The organism is Sphingopyxis sp. C-1, assembly GCF_001047015.1.
Classification (GTDB): domain Bacteria; phylum Pseudomonadota; class Alphaproteobacteria; order Sphingomonadales; family Sphingomonadaceae; genus Sphingopyxis.
In genome coordinates this window covers 1,742,082-1,760,442 of record NZ_BBRO01000001.1, presented here as the reverse complement: position 1 = coordinate 1,760,442, position 18,361 = coordinate 1,742,082, and the positions used below count along the sequence as shown (strand labels likewise).

Annotated in this window: 18 protein-coding genes; 11 read left to right on the top strand and 7 right to left on the bottom strand. The window is 63.5% G+C overall.

Annotated features, from left to right (window positions below):
• The first annotated feature begins 206 nt into the window (after positions 1 to 206).
• The 5 genes from SC1_RS08095 to SC1_RS08075 are packed head-to-tail and all read left to right on the top strand — an operon-like array spanning position 207 to position 6,095.
• Positions 207 to 950: an AcvB/VirJ family lysyl-phosphatidylglycerol hydrolase gene (locus tag SC1_RS08095; protein ID WP_062179884.1), complete on the top strand. Its 744-nt coding sequence runs from the start codon at positions 207 to 209 to the stop codon at positions 948 to 950.
• Position 951: 1 nt separating this feature from the next.
• Complete coding sequence (locus SC1_RS08090; protein ID WP_062179881.1) at positions 952 to 1,347, top strand: DUF2147 domain-containing protein; 396 nt, start codon at positions 952 to 954, stop codon at positions 1,345 to 1,347.
• On the top strand, positions 1,344 to 4,001 hold the full coding sequence (gene mprF, locus SC1_RS08085) for a bifunctional lysylphosphatidylglycerol flippase/synthetase MprF (protein WP_083435749.1): 2,658 nt from the start codon (positions 1,344 to 1,346) through the stop codon (positions 3,999 to 4,001). Before SC1_RS08090 ends, mprF begins: the two co-directional genes overlap by 4 nt.
• Before the next feature lie 16 nt (positions 4,002 to 4,017).
• Positions 4,018 to 4,704 carry a response regulator transcription factor gene (locus tag SC1_RS08080; RefSeq protein WP_062183797.1) on the top strand — a complete coding sequence of 229 codons (687 nt, stop codon included), beginning with the start codon at positions 4,018 to 4,020 and terminating at the stop codon, positions 4,702 to 4,704.
• A gap of 5 nt (positions 4,705 to 4,709) precedes the next feature.
• Complete coding sequence (locus SC1_RS08075; protein ID WP_062179878.1) at positions 4,710 to 6,095, top strand: ATP-binding protein; 1,386 nt, start codon at positions 4,710 to 4,712, stop codon at positions 6,093 to 6,095.
• On the opposite strand, the gene SC1_RS08070 is transcribed toward SC1_RS08075, so the two are convergent.
• Positions 6,092 to 6,424 (bottom strand): hypothetical protein, encoded by a 333-nt coding sequence (locus SC1_RS08070; protein WP_238586624.1) that lies wholly within the window; start codon positions 6,422 to 6,424, stop codon positions 6,092 to 6,094. The genes SC1_RS08075 and SC1_RS08070 overlap by 4 nt on opposite strands.
• An 81-nt stretch (positions 6,425 to 6,505) precedes the next feature.
• Entirely contained in the window at positions 6,506 to 7,231 is a 726-nt protein-coding gene (locus tag SC1_RS08065; RefSeq protein ID WP_202966790.1) for a hypothetical protein, read from the bottom strand.
• Positions 7,232 to 7,390: 159 nt separating this feature from the next.
• Between SC1_RS08065 and SC1_RS08060 the strand changes: the two genes are divergently transcribed.
• The 3 genes from SC1_RS08060 to SC1_RS08050 all read left to right on the top strand — a co-directional run bounded on the left by SC1_RS08060 (position 7,391) and on the right by SC1_RS08050 (position 11,873).
• Positions 7,391 to 9,445: a TonB-dependent receptor domain-containing protein gene (locus SC1_RS08060; protein ID WP_062179871.1), complete on the top strand. Its 2,055-nt coding sequence runs from the start codon at positions 7,391 to 7,393 to the stop codon at positions 9,443 to 9,445.
• The gene (locus tag SC1_RS08055; protein WP_062179868.1) at positions 9,445 to 10,572 is read left to right on the top strand and encodes a PepSY domain-containing protein; all 1,128 of its coding nucleotides are present in this window, start codon (positions 9,445 to 9,447) and stop codon (positions 10,570 to 10,572) included. The genes SC1_RS08060 and SC1_RS08055 overlap by 1 nt, the downstream gene beginning before the upstream one ends.
• Positions 10,573 to 11,042: 470 nt before the next feature.
• A complete protein-coding gene (locus tag SC1_RS08050; protein WP_062179865.1) occupies positions 11,043 to 11,873 on the top strand; it encodes a 23S rRNA (adenine(2030)-N(6))-methyltransferase RlmJ in 831 nt (276 codons plus the stop codon).
• A 126-nt stretch (positions 11,874 to 11,999) separates the two neighbouring features.
• Here SC1_RS08050 and SC1_RS08045 read toward each other — a convergent pair whose 3' ends face one another.
• A complete protein-coding gene (locus tag SC1_RS08045) occupies positions 12,000 to 12,320 on the bottom strand; it encodes a hypothetical protein (RefSeq protein WP_062179862.1) in 321 nt (106 codons plus the stop codon).
• Between the two features lie 346 nt (positions 12,321 to 12,666).
• Here SC1_RS08045 and SC1_RS08040 point away from each other — a divergent pair, with 346 nt between their 5' ends.
• Positions 12,667 to 12,876, top strand: a complete 210-nt coding sequence (locus SC1_RS08040) for a hypothetical protein (protein ID WP_062179859.1) — start codon at positions 12,667 to 12,669, stop codon at positions 12,874 to 12,876.
• Positions 12,877 to 12,891: 15 nt separating this feature from the next.
• On the top strand, positions 12,892 to 13,380 hold the full coding sequence (locus SC1_RS08035) for a hypothetical protein (protein WP_193749133.1): 489 nt from the start codon (positions 12,892 to 12,894) through the stop codon (positions 13,378 to 13,380).
• Positions 13,381 to 13,561: 181 nt separating this feature from the next.
• Here SC1_RS08035 and SC1_RS08030 read toward each other — a convergent pair whose 3' ends face one another.
• Genes SC1_RS08030 through SC1_RS08015 form a run of 4 tightly spaced genes read right to left on the bottom strand, consistent with a single transcriptional unit; the run spans position 13,562 to position 17,638 of the window.
• Entirely contained in the window at positions 13,562 to 14,602 is a 1,041-nt protein-coding gene (locus SC1_RS08030) for an alcohol dehydrogenase family protein (RefSeq protein WP_062179853.1), read from the bottom strand.
• A gap of 21 nt (positions 14,603 to 14,623) precedes the next feature.
• Complete coding sequence (locus SC1_RS08025; protein ID WP_062179849.1) at positions 14,624 to 15,850, bottom strand: acyl-CoA dehydrogenase family protein; 1,227 nt, start codon at positions 15,848 to 15,850, stop codon at positions 14,624 to 14,626.
• Between the two features lie 14 nt (positions 15,851 to 15,864).
• Positions 15,865 to 16,602, bottom strand: a complete 738-nt coding sequence (locus SC1_RS08020) for an SDR family NAD(P)-dependent oxidoreductase (protein WP_062179846.1) — start codon at positions 16,600 to 16,602, stop codon at positions 15,865 to 15,867.
• A gap of 10 nt (positions 16,603 to 16,612) precedes the next feature.
• Positions 16,613 to 17,638: a phosphotransferase family protein gene (locus SC1_RS08015; protein WP_238586623.1), complete on the bottom strand. Its 1,026-nt coding sequence runs from the start codon at positions 17,636 to 17,638 to the stop codon at positions 16,613 to 16,615.
• 125 nt (positions 17,639 to 17,763) lie between these two features.
• Here SC1_RS08015 and SC1_RS08010 point away from each other — a divergent pair, with 125 nt between their 5' ends.
• Positions 17,764 to 18,354: a helix-turn-helix domain-containing protein gene (locus tag SC1_RS08010; RefSeq protein ID WP_238586622.1), complete on the top strand. Its 591-nt coding sequence runs from the start codon at positions 17,764 to 17,766 to the stop codon at positions 18,352 to 18,354.
• Positions 18,355 to 18,361: the final 7 nt, after the last annotated feature.

Here is an 18,361-nt window from a genome sequence, read left to right as displayed (position 1 = left end):
GAAAGCGGATGCGGCGAACCGGGATGTCCAGGCGGGGACCCGGCGAGAGGTTTCAGGGGGAAGGTCCCCGCTTGGACGTCCTCCTTCTAACTCCCGCGATCCAACCGGCGCATGGCCGCGACATGACAATATCGTAATCCACGCGTCAGCTTCCCGACGCGCGCAGAAGCCTATTGTTGTTCCCTGACACGAAGGGACCGAGCGCGATGACGACAGGGCGCAAGACAAATCGCACAGGAAGACGGCTGCTGATCCTGACGCTCGCCTCGTTGGTCGCAGCGTCGGCATATTATCTGTACGCGGGCTATTATAACGGCCCGCTGTTCCGCGACATGCCGTCCGTAAGCGCGGGCCCGGCACGGCCCGCAATCGTCATGCTGTCGGGCGACATGGGTAACCGCACAGGCATGACGCCGAAGATCGCGGCGCGACTGCACGCACGCGGCTATGCGGTCGTCACGGTCAATTCGCTGACCTATTTCTCCCCGCGCAGGACGGCCCAGGACGCCGCGCGGCTGATCCGTACCGCGATGGCGCGGGCGATGAAGATCGGGAACACGGGGCGTGTCATATTGATCGGCCAATCGTTCGGCGCCGACATGCTGCACGCGGGCCTTGCACAATTTCCTGCTGTCGACCGCCGGCCGATCCGGGCGGTCATATTGATCGTGCCGGGCGAGGATATCATCTTCCGCGCCTCGCCGATCGAGCTCGCCGGCCTCGAGATTCCCGACCAGCGCGCCTTGCCGACCGCATCGCGTTTGGACTGGGTGCCCGTGACATGCGTCCATGGTGCCGAGGAAGCGGGAAGCCTGTGCCCCGAATTACAGATGCCGAACGTACGCCGGGTCACCCTGCCCGGCGGACACACGTTGAAATCCGACGACCGCGCGCTCGAAGCCGCGATCCTGCCCGGTATCGGCGGCGCGCAATCAGCAAGGAGCGAATGAGATGAGGGCCTTGGCCATGGCATTGCTATTGATCGCAAGCAGCGGCGCCGATGCGGCGACGCCAGCGACGCCGATCGGACTCTGGCAAAACCCCAAGGGCACGCTGATCGTGCAAACGCGGCGTTGCGGACAGCTTTTGTGCGGCAACATCGTGTGGGCCGGCCCCAAGGCGCTCGCCGATGCACGCGAAGCGGGGGTGAACGCCCTCGTCGGCACCGAATTGCTCAGCGACTATCACGCGAGCGGCGCGGGTCGCTGGACGGGCCGGGTCTATGTGCCCGACCAGGGGCGTCATTTCTATTCGACGATCGAGCTCCGCACGCCCGACAGCCTGCGCATATCGGGTTGCATCCTCGGCGGGCTGATCTGCAAGCGACAGGATTGGATCCGCAAATGACATTGCCCGAAAACGCCATGGAATGGGCACGTCGCAACAAGCGCTCCCTGTCGATCGGCACGGCGCTGATCGTCGCGGCGCTCGGCTTCACCGGTTTGTTCAGGCTGCTGCATTCGGTTCGACCGCACGAAATCCGGCGCGCCTTCGATGCACTGTCCGCAGGCCAGATTGTCGCCGCGCTGCTGCTGACCGCCGCGAGCTATGCGATGCTGACGCTCTATGACCGCTTTGCCCTGCAGACCATCAACCGACCCCTACCCTGGCGCACCTGGGCGCTCGCATCTTTTACCAGCTATACGCTCAGCCATAATCTTGGGCTCGCGCTGCTCACCGGCGGGTCCGCGCGTTACCGCATCTATCGCGCCGCGGGCCTCAGCGGGGGCGAAGTCGGCAGCGTCATTGCCCTGGCAAGCTTCAGTTTCTGGAACGGCGTCATCCTTCTTGCCGGTCTCGCCGCCGCGACGAGCGCGCAGATCATGCCCTTCTTCGACTGGGGCCTCTCTCTTCACTGGCTCCACCTCGTCGGGCTGGCCGTGCTGACCCTGTGCCTCATGCCACTGCTGCTGCGGCATTTCGGTCTGAAAGCGATCGAGATCGGCGGATGGCGGACGCCGCTGCCCGGCGCGAGGCGCAGCGCCGCGATGACCGCCGTCGCCGCGATCGATCTTGCCGCGGCGAGCGCGGCGCTGTTCGTCCTCCTGCCGACCCCGGATCCCGCCACCTATCCGCTATTCTTCCTCGGCTATGCGCTCGCCATTATCGCGGCGTTGATCAGCCATGTCCCCGGCGGGCTCGGCGTGTTCGAAGCGGTCGTGATCGCGGCGGTCCCCGGCGACAAGGCGGAACTGCTGGCCGCCCTGCTCGCCTATCGCATCATCTATTACCTGCTCCCGCTGCTGCTCGCCGCCCTGTTCCTGGCCTGGCACGAGGGCAAGCGCTGGCACCGTCCTGCTCGCGAGATGGCCCAAGCCGGCCAGTCCCTGCTCCGCGAGCTCGCACCATCGCTCCTCGCCGCGCTGGTATTCGCCAGCGGACTTATCCTGCTGCTGTCGGGAGCAACCCCCGCCGAAGCCGCCCGCATGCACGAACTGCGGCATTTCCTGCCGCTGCCCTTTGTCGAGGCGTCGCATATCGCCGCCAGCCTGTCGGGAACTTTGCTCCTGTTCCTAGCGCCCGGATTGCTGCGCCGCCTCGACGGCGCCTTCGTTGCGACACGTGCCCTGCTCATCGCCGCGATCCTCTTCTCGCTCACCAAGGGCGGCGATTATGAAGAAGCGCTGATCCTGTCGGCGATATGCGCGGCGCTCCAGTGGAGTCGGCCGGCCTTTTATCGCACGACCTCACTGCTCGACGCGCCGCTGTCGACCGGGTGGATCGTTGCCGCGCTCACCGCGGTCATGGCGTCGACCTTCGCTGGATTTTTCGCCTATAAGCATGTGGCCTATACGAGCAGCCTGTGGTGGCAATTCACACTCAACGGCGATGCACCGCGCTTCCTGCGCACGCTGTTCGGCATTGCAGTGCTCGTCACCGGACTTGCCCTATGGCGCCTGTTCGCGCCATCCCCTCGCCCGGACCGAGAGCAAGATGTTGCATATGATGCACTCGTCCCGGCGCTGGCGGTGACCGATCGCACCGACGCCTTTCTTGCCTATACCGGCGACAAGCATTTTCTGCTGGCCGAAGAAGGCGACGCTTTCCTGATGTACCGGATACAGGGCGCGAACTGGATCGTGATGGGCGATCCAGTCGGCCCCGAGCAACGCTGGCCCGACCTGCTCTGGCGATTGCGCGAACGCGCCGACGCGGCCCAAGGCCGGGTTCTGCTGTATCAGATCAGCGCCGACTGCCTGCCGCTGGCGATCGACCTCGGTCTATCGATCGTCAAATATGGCGAGGAAGCCCGGGTCGACCTCGCCGCTTTCTCGCTCGTCGGTCCGCATGCAAAGGCCCTGCGTCATGCAGAGCGCCGGGCGGTTCAGGCGGGCGCCACCTTCGACATCATCGCCGCAGCCGACATTCCGCACCATCTTCCCGAGCTGGAGGCTGTATCGAGCGACTGGCTCGACGCGAAAAAGCAGCGCGAAAAGGCGTTCAGCCTCGGCAGTTTCGATGCGGATTACATGCGGAATTTCCCATGTGCCATCGTGCGCATCGAAGGACGCATCATCGCCTTCGCCAACATCCTGGCGACGCCCAACCGCGAAGAGATTTCGGTCGACTTGATGCGGCATGCCCGCGACATTCCCTATGGCGTGATGGATTTCCTGTTCCTTCGCCTGATCGGATATGCGCAGACCGAAGCCTATCGGTGGTTCACCCTCGGGATCGCGCCCTTGTCGGGAATCGAGGGCCGCAGGCTCGCGCCCATTTGGGCACGCGGCGCCTCATTCCTGTTCCGTCATGGCGAGAGCCTCTACGGGTTCGAGGGGCTGCGAAGCTACAAGGCCAAATTCGCGACGCACTGGGAACCGCGCTATATCGCGGCGCCGCGCGGCATGGCCTTTGCCCTTGGCATCGCCGCGGTGCATAATATCGTCTCGCGCCCGGCCGCGAAAAAGCGGCAGCCAGCGGTCGGCATCAAGGACATCAGCCTTCATCTTCGCCAAGCGGCCGAGAATGGGTATAAGGCCGCACCGGCGATGCGCCGCTAGCGTGGGAATCGCCGCAATGTCCCGAAAGATATTGGTGATCGAGGACGACCGCACGACGGCGGACTTCATCTGCAAGAGCCTGACAGGCGAAGGATTCGTCGTCGATCATGCCGCGGACGGGCGCGACGGCCTGTTTCACGCGACGGGCGGCGGCTATGACGCGATCGTTCTCGACCGTATGCTCCCCGGCATGGATGGCATGGCGGTGCTCGCCGCGATGCGCGCGGCGCAAATCGCGACCCCGGTGATCATACTCTCATCGCTCGGCGCGGTCGACGCGCGGGTCGAAGGATTGACCTCGGGCGCAAATGATTATCTCAACAAACCATTCGCCTTTTCCGAACTGCTCGCGCGCTTGCAACTGCTGATGGCGCGTCCGTCGGGCGGGACGGCAGTTGAAACGGTTCTGGCGTGCGAGGACCTGGAGATGAATCTCCTCAACCGCCGCGTGACGCGCGCCGGAAAGCGCATCGACCTGCAGCCGCGCGAGTTCCGGCTGCTCGAATATCTGCTGCGCCACAAGGATCAGGTCGTGACGCGGACGATGATGCTGGAAGGTGTCTGGGAATATCACTTCGATCCCGGCACCAACGTCGTCGACGTCCATGTGAGCCGTCTTCGCCGCAAGGTCGACGACGGTTTCGACAAGCCGCTGGTCCACACCATCCGCGGCGCAGGCTATATGCTCGGCAATTCGGATTAGGCCGCGTGGCGCGAGGGAAATTCAACAGCACGATCGTCCGCCTGACCCTGATGCTCGTCCTCGCGCAGGTCGCGGCGCTCGCGCTCGGCCTGACGGTCATTCACCGCTTCACATCGGCGACGATCCTTGCCGATGCGCGCACTGCGGCCGAAGTGGCGCGCGATGACCTGGTCGGCGAATATCGTCAGCAGGGTTTGAAAGGCCTTGTCGAGGCAATCGACTATCGCCTGAAAGTCCGCGACGACCGCAACTTCATCATATTGCTGAAGGGCCCCGACGGACGGCGGATTGCGGGCAATATCCGCGAATGGCCGGCCACGATCGCCGATACGGCCGCGTGGCGGCAAATCAGCCTGTACGACGAAGGCACAGCCGCCGCGAAACCGATGGGCGTGGTGGCGACGAGGCTTTCGGGCGGCGAGGCCCTGCTGACCGGCGAGACCCTGGAAGCGCAGCACCAGCTTGCCGACGCCAGCGAGGCGGCCTTTCTCTATGCACTGGCGGTCGGCGTCGTGATTGCCGGACTGATGGCGGCTTTCGTCGCGTGGATATTGGCGCGCCGGATCGACGTCTTTTCCAATGCCGCCGCGGAGTTTGTCGGCGGCCGGCTCGACACGCGTGTCAGGCATGACGAAACCGGCGATGCGTTCGACCGGTTGGCGGTTTCGATCAACGCGATGTTCGGTCGTATCGCGGGGCTGGTGCGCGAACTTCGCATGGTCACTGATTCGATGGCGCACGACCTGCGCTCACCCGTTGCGCGTATGAAGGCGCGGCTCGAACAGGGGCTTGGACGAACAGACGATGCGGAAGCTCGCCTGGCAATCGGAGCGGCAATCGACGAAGCCGATGCGCTGCACAGCCTGCTCGACACAGCGCTTGAAATCAGCCGCGCCGAGGCCGGGATCGGCCGCGACCAGTTCACCGATTTCCTCCTGCTCCCGCTCCTCGACAATATGGCCGAAGTATACGGACCGCTCGCCGAGGATGGCGGATTCACGATCATCGTCGATGCCCCGCCGGAGTTGCGGGTTCGTGCGCATCGCGACCTGCTCGTGCGCGCGCTTTCGAACCTCGTCGACAATGCGCTCAAATATGCCGCCGGTGGGTCGGCAATCCGGATCGAGGCACGTGATGCCGGAAACGGCGCGATCAGCCTCGCGGTCGCCGACGACGGCCCCGGCCTCACCGAAAACCAGATCGCCGAAGCGGTGCAGCGTTTCGTCCGCCTCGACCCCGCGCGCGGCGGGACCGGTGCAGGGCTGGGCCTGTCGCTCGTCGAAACCATCGCACATCTGCACGGGGGCACGATGCAACTCGATGCCCGGGACCCCCACGGGCTGCTTGTCCGCCTGAACTTGCCGGTCGCTGCGGGGGGCCGGACGCCCTAGATATGGACGGCATAGGTGATGACGAAACAGGCGATCGTCATCAGCAACATCGCCGCGATAAAGGCGGCGTCCGCGAGTTGCTCAAGCCGGTGGAGCCGCCGCGACGAATTCAGCCGCAAAGCGAAATAGGAAGACAACATCGCGGTCAGGAAAAGCAGCGCATCGATCGACAACAGGTCGTCGGCAAATGTCGTCTGTCGCGCAACGCTGATCGTGACCTGCAAGATGCCGATCCCCGTAAGGCAGACCCCGACCATCGCGGCGGCGATCGGACAGATCAGCCGGCAGGTGCGCTCGTCGAGTTCGGATCTGGAGATCGGCAGCGACACATCTTTTTTCCCATCGCACGACTGGCTGCATATCGGACACCGGATTGCCGAAGCATGGCCCACCGATTACGCGCGCGTAATTCAGTCCCCTTCGCCCAGCATATAGTCCGCGACGCTGTGGGAATGGCTGGCCTGATAGGCGTTGCGGCCCCGGTTCATGTGCGTGAGGTTGAATTTCCGCACGGCACGCAAGGCGCGGGGGTTCGAAAGGAAGCGGCGGATCGAGGGGCCGCCGCGGACCCTGACGCCGAAAATATCAGCCCCACGCGGAAAAAAATGCCCGATATCTTCGGGCGCCTCGACGCATTGCTCGAGAAAGTCGTCGTCCAGATGCTCCTGCAAAACCGATCCGTCGCGCGTGAAGTCAGAGAGGTGGACGATGAACCTTGAACGAATATCCGCGCCGTCGGCATAGAGGGTGAAAAGTTCCATCCAGCTTGCGTTGACGCGGACCAGCGGCTTGTCGGAGGTCGACGGCAAGCACGAAACCGACCAGTAATTGCGCTCGGTCAGGCGCGGCAACGGAATGCAGCTCTGGCCGTAGAGTGCGAGGATTTCCAGAACCTCCTGAGCCTGCGGGCGCGTAAGCAGCTTTTGAAAGCGCGCAGCATATCTGAGCCGTTGTTCGAAGGACTCGGTGCGCTCGGCGGCATCGGGCGGATCGCCCCGACCGTCCAGCCAGTCGCGCTGTTGCTCGGAATCCAGAAACTGGCGCAGCCCTTTGGGGCTCCGGCGGGATGTCATGCTCATCGCGTGACATTGAGCGACGCGCCGCCGGTCATCAAAAGGTGAATGGCGGCTCGCCACCTAGGCTGTAAGCAAACCGCCCGCGGCAGCGGCTTTGGACATTTGCCCGATTCCCCGCCTTAGAGTCCGCGGCTCGAACGGCGAAGCGCGTGGCATTTATTGACATTGGTTCTCAATAGCGATTAGGGCGCCCCCACTATCCACATTTCGGGGGCCTCCATGACAATTCGCACTACGATCCTGACCGCCGGCACGGCCATGCTCGCGCTGGCCAGCCACACCGCACAAGCACAGGAGAGCGAAGCCCCCGGCGATATCGTCGTCGTCGGCGCACTGACCGACGTTGAGATCGACCGCGAGGAAATCGAGGTCCTCCAAGCGAACGACCTCGCCGACCTGTTCCGCGGCGTTCCGTCGGTGTCAGTCGGCGGCGGCGTCGGGCTCGCGCAGAAAATCTATGTCCGCGGGCTTGAGGATTCGCTGCTCAACGTCACCATCGACGGCGCGCCGCAGCGCGGCACGTTGTTCCATCATATCGGCCGTGTGACGGTCGAGCCCGAAATCCTGGAAACCGTGGACGTCCAGGCCGGCCCGGGCGAAGCGACCGCGGGCTTCGGCGCGGTCGGCGGTGCGATCCGGTTCCGCACCCGCAACGCCGTCGACATGCTGCAGGACGGCCGCGACATCGGCGGCATCGCCAAGGCAGGCTGGTTCAGCAACGACGGATACAAGCTCAGCGGTACCGTCTATGGCCGCATCGCGGGCGACATCGGAATCCTCGCCTCCTATGTCCATGTGAACCGCGATCCGTATAAAGATGGCGACGGCGTGCGCCAACTCGCAACGGGCGCCGAGCAGAATCTCGGCTTCGTCAAAGTGGGTGGTGAACTGGGCGGCGGCCACCGCGTCACCGCAAGCTATGAACAGCGTCGCGAGAAAGGCCGTTTCGGTCAGCGCCCTAACTGGCCGGTGCTCGCCGGCGACCGCTTGTTCGAAGCCAAAGGCAAGCGTCAGACCGCCATCCTGAACTATGGTTTCGAGGGCGACAGCGGCGTCGGCATCGAGGCGACCGGCTATTGGACACGAACAAATTTCTCGCAGGACCGCTTCGACCGCTGGGGTCTCTATGGTGCCGAGATCGAAACCTATGGTTTCGACGTACGCGCGAAACTTGCCGTCGCGAACCACGACATCACCGTTGGTGCCGAGCATCGCCGCGACCGCGTGACGAGCGAATATCTCGCCGACCCCGCGATGTGGCAGCCATGGGCGTGGGATCCCAATATCGGCAGCTTCACCGAAAAGGGCTCGCTGATGGGCGTCTATGTCCAGGACCATTGGCGCGTCGCCGACCCACTGCTGATCAGCTTTGGCGCGCGTTACGATGCGTATGACCTCGACCAGAAGACCTATCGCACCGGCACCAAGAGCGACGGGCTCAGCTTCAATGTCGGCGCCGAGTTCGAAATCGTCCCTGGCCTCAGCCTGAATGCCGGTTTCGCCGAGGCGTTCCGCGGCAAGGAAATCGGCGACGCCTTCACGCTCGAAAAGCGTCCCGGCCGCCTGTCGCTGTCGCCGACGCTGCGGCCCGAACGCGTCGACAACCTGGAGGGCGGCGTGAAATATGACCTCGGCGGCTTCACTGCATCGGCAGTCTATTACGAGATGACGATCAAGAACGTCATCCTCGACCAGCTCGGCCGCGATGCATCGAAGCCGATCCAGGACGCGGTCTATTACGAAAATGTCGGCGAGTTCAAATCGAAGGGCGTCGAACTTCGCGCCGGCTATCGCACCGGGCCGTTCAGCATCGACGCCTATTACAACCATTATGATTCGCGTCTGAACGGCAACCGGATCGAGGGGTATGAACATATCGCGCTGGGCAATTCGATGGGCGACAATTGGGCGGTGACCGCCGGTTTCCAGCCGAGCGATTATTTCAATTTCCGCGCCAGCCTGACGCGCTATGAGGATCTCAACAATATCGAGGTGCTGTTCCGCGAAGTGCAGCTCTATCCAGGCGATATTTCGGAGACGCAGTTCATCGACAAGCCCGGTTATACGACGGTCGACCTGTTCGGCAGCTGGCGCCCGTTCGGGACCGACCGGTTCGAATTGCAGGCGGCGGTCTATAACCTGTTCGACAAGCGCTATATCGCGCACGCCAGCGTCGCCGATTACGGCCAGCTCGGCCTCCCCGACTATGCGATCGTGTCGGGCCTGCCCGAACCCGGCCGCAACGTCCGCCTCACCGCATCCGTCCGCTTCTGATGGCGCGCGCGGCTGTCCGTCGGCGGCCGCGCCACGCCCTCAAGCTGTGGCACCGCTGGTTCGGCCTGATCGCCGCGCTTTGGCTGGCGCTGCTGGCTGCGACCGGTATCGCGGTCACTTTCTATGACGAGCTCGACAGCGCGCTGAATGCCGACTGGCGGACGGTGCCCGCGTCGGACAAGGCTGCGCCCATCGACCTTGCCGTAAAGGCGGCCGAGCGCGCGCTGCCCGGCTTTGCGCCGAACATGATCGAACTGCCGGGCCATGCCGGCGACAGCCTGTGGATGATGGGCCGCGCGCCCGTCGACGGGGCGCCGCGCCCGATACAGGTCTTCGCCGACCCCCGCGACGGATCAATCCTCGGCTGGCGCGAAAGCGGCGCGATCAAATTCGACCGGCGGCATGCGATGGACATCGTTTATGGCCTTCACATCGACCTGCTCGCGGGACCGTGGATGATGTGGTTTTTCGGGCTCGTCTCGCTGCTGTGGGTGATCGATCACGTCGTCGCGGTCGCCCTCTCCTTTCCGAAGGGCATGCACTGGCTGCGCGCCTTTCGCACCGGGGGGAGGCGCGGCAGCCTGAAGCGCCTGTTCGACTCGCACCGCGCATGGGGGCTCTGGTTCCTGCCAGTGACGCTGGTGCTCGCCGTTACGGGCGTCACGCTGGCATGGCCCGACGACAGCCGCGAGGCCGTCGCCCTTGTCTCGCCGATCACCGGACGGCTGCATGAAAGCATGGCCGATGTCCCAGAGATCCCGCCAGCGATCGACGTCGATATCGCGATCGGACGTGTCGTCGGCAAAAGCGGCGAGCCGGTACATAGCGTCCGCCTCTTCCCCGATCATGGCGTGTATGCCGTCCGCACATTCGACGCGCGCGACCGCGACGATCAGGGGCGGCTCTGGACCTATGTGGCGATGGATGACGGGCGGATCGTCGGCACGCGCCACGACAATGGCGTAACCGCGGGCGACCAATTCTTCGCCTGGCAATATCCGCTCCATTCGGGAAAGGCTTTTGGCCTTGCTGGCCGCCTTTTGATCCTCGCCGGCGGCGTCGTGACGCTGTGGCTCTGTCTCAGCGGCCTAAAACTCTGGTGGCGCCGGCAGCGGCAATTGCTCTGAATGCCGTTTCGTCCGCAGTTGGCCATAGCGGTCGGCAGCTTCAGAGGGCGAAACCGAAGAAGCGGACATTCGCGTTGCGATTTGGAGCTGTGGCCGAATGCGACCAATCCAAATCATTCTACATTCGGCGGGTGCAGATCCGCCACCGACAGACGCGGACGTCGAAGCGCCGCAGGTCTGATAATGCGGTGCCATATGAACGTTCGACCGACATCAGGCGGCCGCGCGGTTCGCGGCAATGCCAATCGCATCCGGCTCCTCGATGATCGCACCTTCCCATGTGGCCCGGAGGCCTGTGCCCCCTTCTCTGGTGACGTTCGCTGACGCGCCCTTGAGGCCTTGCGCAGAATGCTTTGAAGGTTTCCGCCCGACGCTATACGGGGACCGGATTGGTTGCTTCCATTGCATCGCGCTCGGCTTCCGCGCCCGGCCGTTCGTATAAAGGCAGATCGCCAGGATTTTGAATTACAATGAATTATCGCCATTCCTTCCATGCTGGCAACAGCGCCGACGTCGTAAAGCACAGCCTGCTGATTGCCCTAGTGCGGGCCTTGCAGCAAAAACCGGGCGCGCTGACCCTGATCGACACCCATGCCGGTTGCGGGCTGTATGACCTTGGCGGCGACGAGGCCCGACGCACCGGCGAGGCCACACAGGGCGTGGTGCGGGCCTTTGCCGACGCGAACCCCTTGCTGGACGACTACCGCGCCGCCGTACGGACGGTGAATGCGGTGGCCGAGCCTCGCTTCTACCCCGGATCGCCGCGATTTCTGGCGCAGCTTCTGCGTCCGCAGGATTTTCTGATCCTGAACGAGAAACATCCCGACGACGCTTATGCCCTGCGCGGCGCGATGCGCGACACATCCGCCGCCGTGCATCAGCGCGACGCCTACGAGCTTTGGCTGGCGATGTTGCCGCCCCGCACCGCGCGCGGCGTGGTGGTCGTCGACCCGCCGTATGAGCAGACCGATGAACGCGCACGTATCACCGCCACCCTCGCAGCGGCCCACCGCAAATGGGCGCATGGCGTGACGGTGGTCTGGTATCCGTTGAAAGACCGCTCCACGCATACGCGTTGGAAGCAGCAGTTACGCAAGCTCGGCATCCCGAAATTTCTGGTGGTGGAGCATTGGTTGTACGACAGTGATCAGCCAGACATCTATAACGGCGCGGGCCTCTTTATCATCAACCCGCCCTACGCCTTCACCCAGGCGCTGCCGCCTCTGCTGGAAGCCCTGCGCGCGGCGCTGGCGCCGGAGGGGCATAGGGGAGCGATCACCACCGATTGGTTGGGCGATTAAAATAGGCCCTCAACTTCTTCTTCTCGCAGAGGAGACATTGCCGGGCTTCAGCTTGCAAAGAAATTTGGTCACGCTGAAATTGGAACACGGCTTTCACGCTGGATGCCAATGCTCCAGACGATTGGCTTAGTCGCCGTTGGCATCAACCATGAAGACCGTCGGCTTGCCGCGAGAAGCCGGGTCCCATCCCGCCGACAATGCCGCTCGCACCCCTCGCGAGGCTATCGCATCGTTGATGTGCGAACGCCCTTTCGGCAATCCTTTCAACAGGCGCCTTGGCGTCGGAAATTCCAGCACGGCTTCGCGTGGCATATCTCTCTGGCGCAAGGCGACCGTCATGCCCTTCCAGCCTTCGGAAGAGGACAGTTGGGGCTCACTCAGGAGTTCCCAGTCATATTTGACACCATCGAGTTCGACGGTGCCACCGCGGCCGTGCATGTGAAGCATAGGATGCCCTTAGCATGTTAGGCGCGGCGCTCCAGTCGGTTCATATCATCGGCTACCGGAATGTTTAGCGGCCGAGACTGCGCCGCTCTCCTGGAGATGGCCCACAGGCTGGCCTCGGCGCGCATGTCCTCCAGCGTGCTTGTCCTTCAGATTCCAGCCTTTAAGGATGAGGGAGCCGCACATCCGGGGGGAAGTTTATGCGACGTCGCATCTATGCTTTGATCACTCTGTCGATCCTCGGCGCGGCGCCCGCGCGCGCCGAACGATGGCATTATGCTTAAAACGAAGGGCTGTGGCAGGTCTTCTATGACAAGGACAGCCCTCGCGATACCGGCAATGGCGTCAATTGGGTCGATGTCTTCGCCCGCTCGAAAACGGGCGCATCATTCTTGCCCGGCACACCGGGCCCTATGGAGACATTCAGAGTGCCTGGAAGCAATTCAGGATCGCGGGTTTTGCGAACCGCGACGTCAATTTGATGATCCCTGCGGACACCGGCTATTTCCATGATCAGCTTTCGAAAGCCTATGAACTCTATGACCAGCTCTGCGTCTGACCGAACATTTCCATGATGAGCGCAGCCACCTTCGCCATCGTTCCGGCTTTTCTCCGCTTCGATGTCGGCGCAGTCGGCCTGGAAATGGGCGGTGCGCACGGCGACTATGCACGTCTGGAACGATGCATCGTAGCTCCCCTGCTCGCGATTAGCGGCCAGCCCATCACAAGCTCGGCGGGCAACCTCGGTGCGCTGAAAGGCAGACTGCTTGTTGTCGACGCAGAAGACGGAAACGTCGAGTGGAATGGCAGCATCCGGCGCAGCGCGATTTCGAACTTTGCCTCCGATGCGGCAGATTATGTCGTGCACATCGACCTGACCACGTTGGCCTTCGACCGGCTCGCCCAGCTGATGACGATCGGCAGGACTCTGTCCGGCCTGTCCCTCGATTTCCAGAATATCGACGGACCGCTGAACGACGATCCGCTCGACCGACCGATCCCTTGGGACGACGTCCAATACCCTCACGTCGCCCTGACCAACTTCACGTTGCGCTGGACTTAGCCTCTGGAATGGCCGGTTGCGGAGCGGCGGCTTTTGGGCCTTGGCAAGGTAAGGAGCGGCCCTCCGGGTCGATCAAGTCATCCGAGCCCCCACCTCAATGCCGGCGTGAAAGCCGCGTCAGTGTCACCAACCAATCCCCCCCTGAACCTGGCCAAGCAACTCATATTCATCAAGGGAATGGCTAGTTTGGCGTCAGGATCATCTTGAGAGCGCCGCCATCGCGCGCATCGAACAGCGCATAGGCTTCGGCTCCTTGGCTCAACGGCATGCGATGGCTGACATATTTCTCGGGCTTCAATCGTCCTGATTGTACCAGCGGGAACAGGGTCGGCAGTTCTTCGGGAACCGAGCAGGTGCCCGCGCGGAAGGTCAGGCCGGCGGCAAAGAAGCGTTCGAGCGGGAAGGCATAGCGGCGCGACTGCTGCACCCCGATCACCGACACCGTTCCGCGCGCGCGGACAAGGCGCAGCGCAAGATCGACCGTCTCGTCGCGCCCGACGACCTCGATCGCACAGTCGAGCTTACGGCCTTTGGTGGCCTCGCGGATCGTCTCGACCGCTTCCCTCGGATGCAGCGCGATAGCGCCCGCTTCTTCGGCAAGCGCGCGACGTTCAGCTATGGGGTCGATCGCATAGACGACATGCGCGCCCATGACGAACGCGCTTTCAACCGCCATCAGGCCGATCGGACCAAGACCGATCACCGCCACGCTGCTGCCCGGGACGATGTCGGCATTTCGCGCGCCAAACCAGGCGGTGGCGAGCGCGTCGGTCATCAATAGCGCCTGTTCCTCCGACACGCCGTCGGGGATCAGCACCGCATTGGCGTCGGCAGCGGGTACGCGCACCGCCTCCGCCTGCGACCCCTGCAGCTTTGCCGAAAGACCGTAGCAGGAGCCCATGCCATATTCGCAGAGATTGACGATCCCGGCGAGGCACCACCGGCACGATCCGCAACCGACCGCCGCCGGGATCATGACCTTGTCGCCAACCTTCAGCCGCGACACGCCGCGCCCGGTCTCGACAACCTCGCCCACCGCCTCGTGCCCGACACAGAAGCCGACGTCCTCTGAAAAGCCGTGGCCGTGATAGATGTGCAGGTCGCTGCCGCATATCGCGCAGGCGGTGACCTTGACGATCGCGTCGCGATCCGACTGCGGCGTTGGGTCATCCATGCTTTCGTACCGGATGTCGTGTGAGCCGTAATAGCGAAGGGCTTTCATGATCTTGGCTTCCCTTCCCGCTCAGCGCCGGTTCGCGGCAACATATTCGGCGATCTTTTGTTTGCCGAGCTGCGACATGTGCACTTCTTCGGGGCCGTCGGTGAGGCGGACGTAGCGATTGAGCGTGAAGAAGTAAGCGACCGGCGTATCCTCGCTGACCCCCATGCCGCCATGCGCCTGAATCGCGCGGTCGGACACGGTCTGCGCCATCGTCGGCGCGACGACCTTGATCGCGGCGATCAGATCCTTCGCCTGCTTGTTTCCAAATCGGTCCATCGCGTCGGCGGCCTTGAGCGTCAGCAACCGCGCCATTTCGACCTCGCAAAAGCTTTTCGCGACGTCCTGACGGATGCTGCTCTGGTCGGCCAGCTTCTTGCCGAAGGCGACGCGGCTGTCGACGCGCCGCGCCATATATTCAAGCGCGCGCTGTGCCTGCCCGATCGAGCGCATACAGTGGTGGATGCGCCCCGGCCCGAGGCGCCCCTGCGCGATCTCGAACCCGCGGCCCTCGCCAAGGATCAGATTTTCCTTCGGTACGCGGACATTATCGAAGCGCAGTTCGGACTCGCCGCCGGGCGAGTTATGCGATCCGAATACCGTCTGGTGGCGGACCACCGTCACCCCCGGCGTGTCGCGCGGAACGAGAATCTGCGAATGCTGCGCATGGCGCGGCGCATCGAAATCGGTCTTGCCCATCACGATGAAGATGTCGCAGCGCGGGTGCATCGCGTTCGATATCCACCATTTGCGGCCGTTGATGACATAATCGTCGCCGTCGGGGATGATCGACAGTTCGAGGTTGGTCGCGTCGGACGATGCGACCTGCGGCTCGGTCATCACATAGGCCGAACGGATTTCGCCATTCAGCAGCGGCTTCAACCATTTCTCCTGCTGCTCGGGTGATCCGAATTTCGCGAGCACCTCCATATTGCCCGTGTCGGGCGCCGAGCAATTAAACACCTGGCTCGACCAGGGCACACGTCCGAAAATCTCGGCCAGCGGCGCATATTCGAGGTTGGTGAGCCCCGGCGACAACTCGCCATATTCGTGCGGCAGGAACAGGTTCCACAGCCCCTGTTCGCGCGCCTTTGCCTTCAGCGCCTCCATCCCCGGCCATTCCTGCCAGCGATTATCCTGGTCATGAACGAAGTCGTAATAAGCCTGCTCGTTCGGATAGATATGCTCGTCCATGAAGGCTTCGATCTGCGCGATAAGCCCGGCGACCTTGTCGCTATATTCGAAATTCATCTGTTTGCCTTTCGTTAGAGGGAGAGCCCGCCATCGACGATGAGTGTGTGGCCGGTGACATAGGAAGCGAGCGGCGAGGCAAGGAAGATCGCGGCGCCCGCCATGTCCTCGGGCGTACCCATTCGCCGCTGCGGGATGTGGGCGAGCGTGCCTTGCAGCCGCTCGGGGTTCTGCGTCGTGACCTTGGTCAATTTCGTATCGACCAACCCCGGCGCCAGCCCGTTGACGCGGATGCCGTCGGCGGCGAACGCCTGCCCCAGCGTCTTGGTCAGGCTGATCGCGCCAGCCTTCGACGCGGCATAGGCGGGGTTGCCAATATTCGCCTTCAGCCCGGAGATCGAGCTGACGATGACGATTGAGCCGCCCGCGTCGGCGAGCTGCGCACGGAACTTGCGCGAGATATGCATCAGACTGTCGAGATTGACCGCCATGACGCGATCCCAACCCTCGCGCTCGAACTCGCCGCGGCGATAGACGACCGTGCCCTGACAAAGGATCAGCACGTCGAGCCCGTCGAAGGGCAATGCTGCCACCTGGATCGCATCGGGATCTCCGACATCGACGCAGGTGTAACCGAGCCCACCGAGGTCCGATCCGTCCGCCGGGTCGTAATCGGTCGCCGCGGCACGGGTGCCCCAGACATGCACCTCGGCGCCCCGATCGCGAAAGCCGTGCGCGACACCATTGCCGATGCCGCTCGATCCGCCGACGACCAGCACCCGCCGGCCAGTGAAATCGGTATCGTCTTTCATCATCATTCCTTCAGCTGATGCGGCGCAGCGCGCGGTCGAACAGGTCGAGCGTGTGGGCGTGGAGGCGGTCGCCGGTTTCTTTCGGAGCCTTGCCGGCAGAGGCCCGTGCGTGCGTGCCCTCCAGGATGATCCCGAGCTTGTAGCAGGCGAGCACGACGTACCAGTCGAGTGCGGCAAGGTCGCGGCCGCTGACTGCGGCATAGTGCGCGACGAGCGCATCGGGGGTCGCAAATCCCTCCCAAGGCGTGATCGCGACGTCGGTCGCGCGAGGCGTGTCTCCTTCGGGCCAGGTTGCAAGCAGCCAGCCGAGGTCGAGCAAGGGGTCGCCGATCGTGCTTAGTTCCCAATCGACCACCGCCGCCAGATCACCGCTGTCGGGGCGGACCATGACATTGGCGAGATGGAAATCGCCATGGATGATGCCGGGACGGAAGTCCGCCGGGCGATGCGCATCGAGCCAATCGGCGACGCGCTCGACGCCCGGGATGGCGGCGGGACCGGGCCAGCCGGGAAGGTCGGCATAGCTGGCAAGCTGCGCCTTCCAACGCCCGACCTGCCGTTCGAGATAATTGTCGGGCTTGCCAAAGCCGTCGAGCCCGACCGCGCGATAGTCGATGGCGCCGAGCGCGGCGATCGCCTCGACCATCGACAGGCCGATGCGGTGGCGGACCGCCGCATCGGTCGCATGCAGCGCAGGCAATCCCTGCGTCGGGTTGAAACCTTCCACAGGCTCCATCAGGTAAAAGGCGACGCCCAGCACATCCTCTTCGTCGCACGCCGCAACGAGGCGGGGGTGCGGGACCGCGGCGCCGCGGAGCGCCGCGAGCACGCGCGCCTCGCGCCGCATCGTCTCGTTCGAATTGGGGCGCGGCACCGGCGGCGGGCGGCGGAGCACATAGTCCGCATCGCCGCGGCGAAAGCGCATCAGGATATTCTGGGTACCGCCCGACAGCAGTCGCGCGTCCAGGATCGACCCGACACCGATCCCCTCTCCATCCATCCAGCGTTCAAGCGCCGCAAGATCGACATTTTCCACCAATCATTGCCCTATCGATGATTGATCCATCCAGATGGATGGTATTGACGGGCCTGGATGTCAATGGCATTTGCCCGATGATGAAGGCGAAAAATGATCCGTTACCTTTGGCTTCGGTTACGCTGATGAAATCAGTCGCGTTGCGGCTTTTTGCCGAACGCGGAATCGACGGCGTTACCTTGCGACAAATTGCTGAAGCGCTGGGGAGCCGGAATCATTCCGCGCTGACCTATCATTTCGGCTCCAAGGAAGCGCTGATTCGCGAATTGATCGTCGATGGCGCGATGGAGATCGACATCCGTCGGAACGCCGCGCTCGACCGCGCGAATGCGGCGGGCGGGCCCCATAGCGTCCTCGAGGTCATGGAGATACTCGTCGAAACGTCGATCGATCCCGATCCGCCGGCGTGGGGAGAATGCTACAACCGCTTTGTCGTGGGGCTGCAAGTATCGAACCGTGCATTGTTCATGAACGCGCTCGCGGGACGCTGGAACTCGGGTTATCAACGCTGCCTCGATGCCGTGCGAACGCTGAAGCCCGATGTCGCCCCGGACATATTGAACCAGCGGCTTGTATTCATGGGCGGCGCGATCAGCGGAATATTGGCGGGACGCGAAACCGAACTCGCCGACAAGTCCCGAGATCATCCGATGTGGTCGCATCCACAGACACTGCATCGCGTGGCGGAGGCTCTTGCGGCAATTATTGACGGCTGATCGCCCT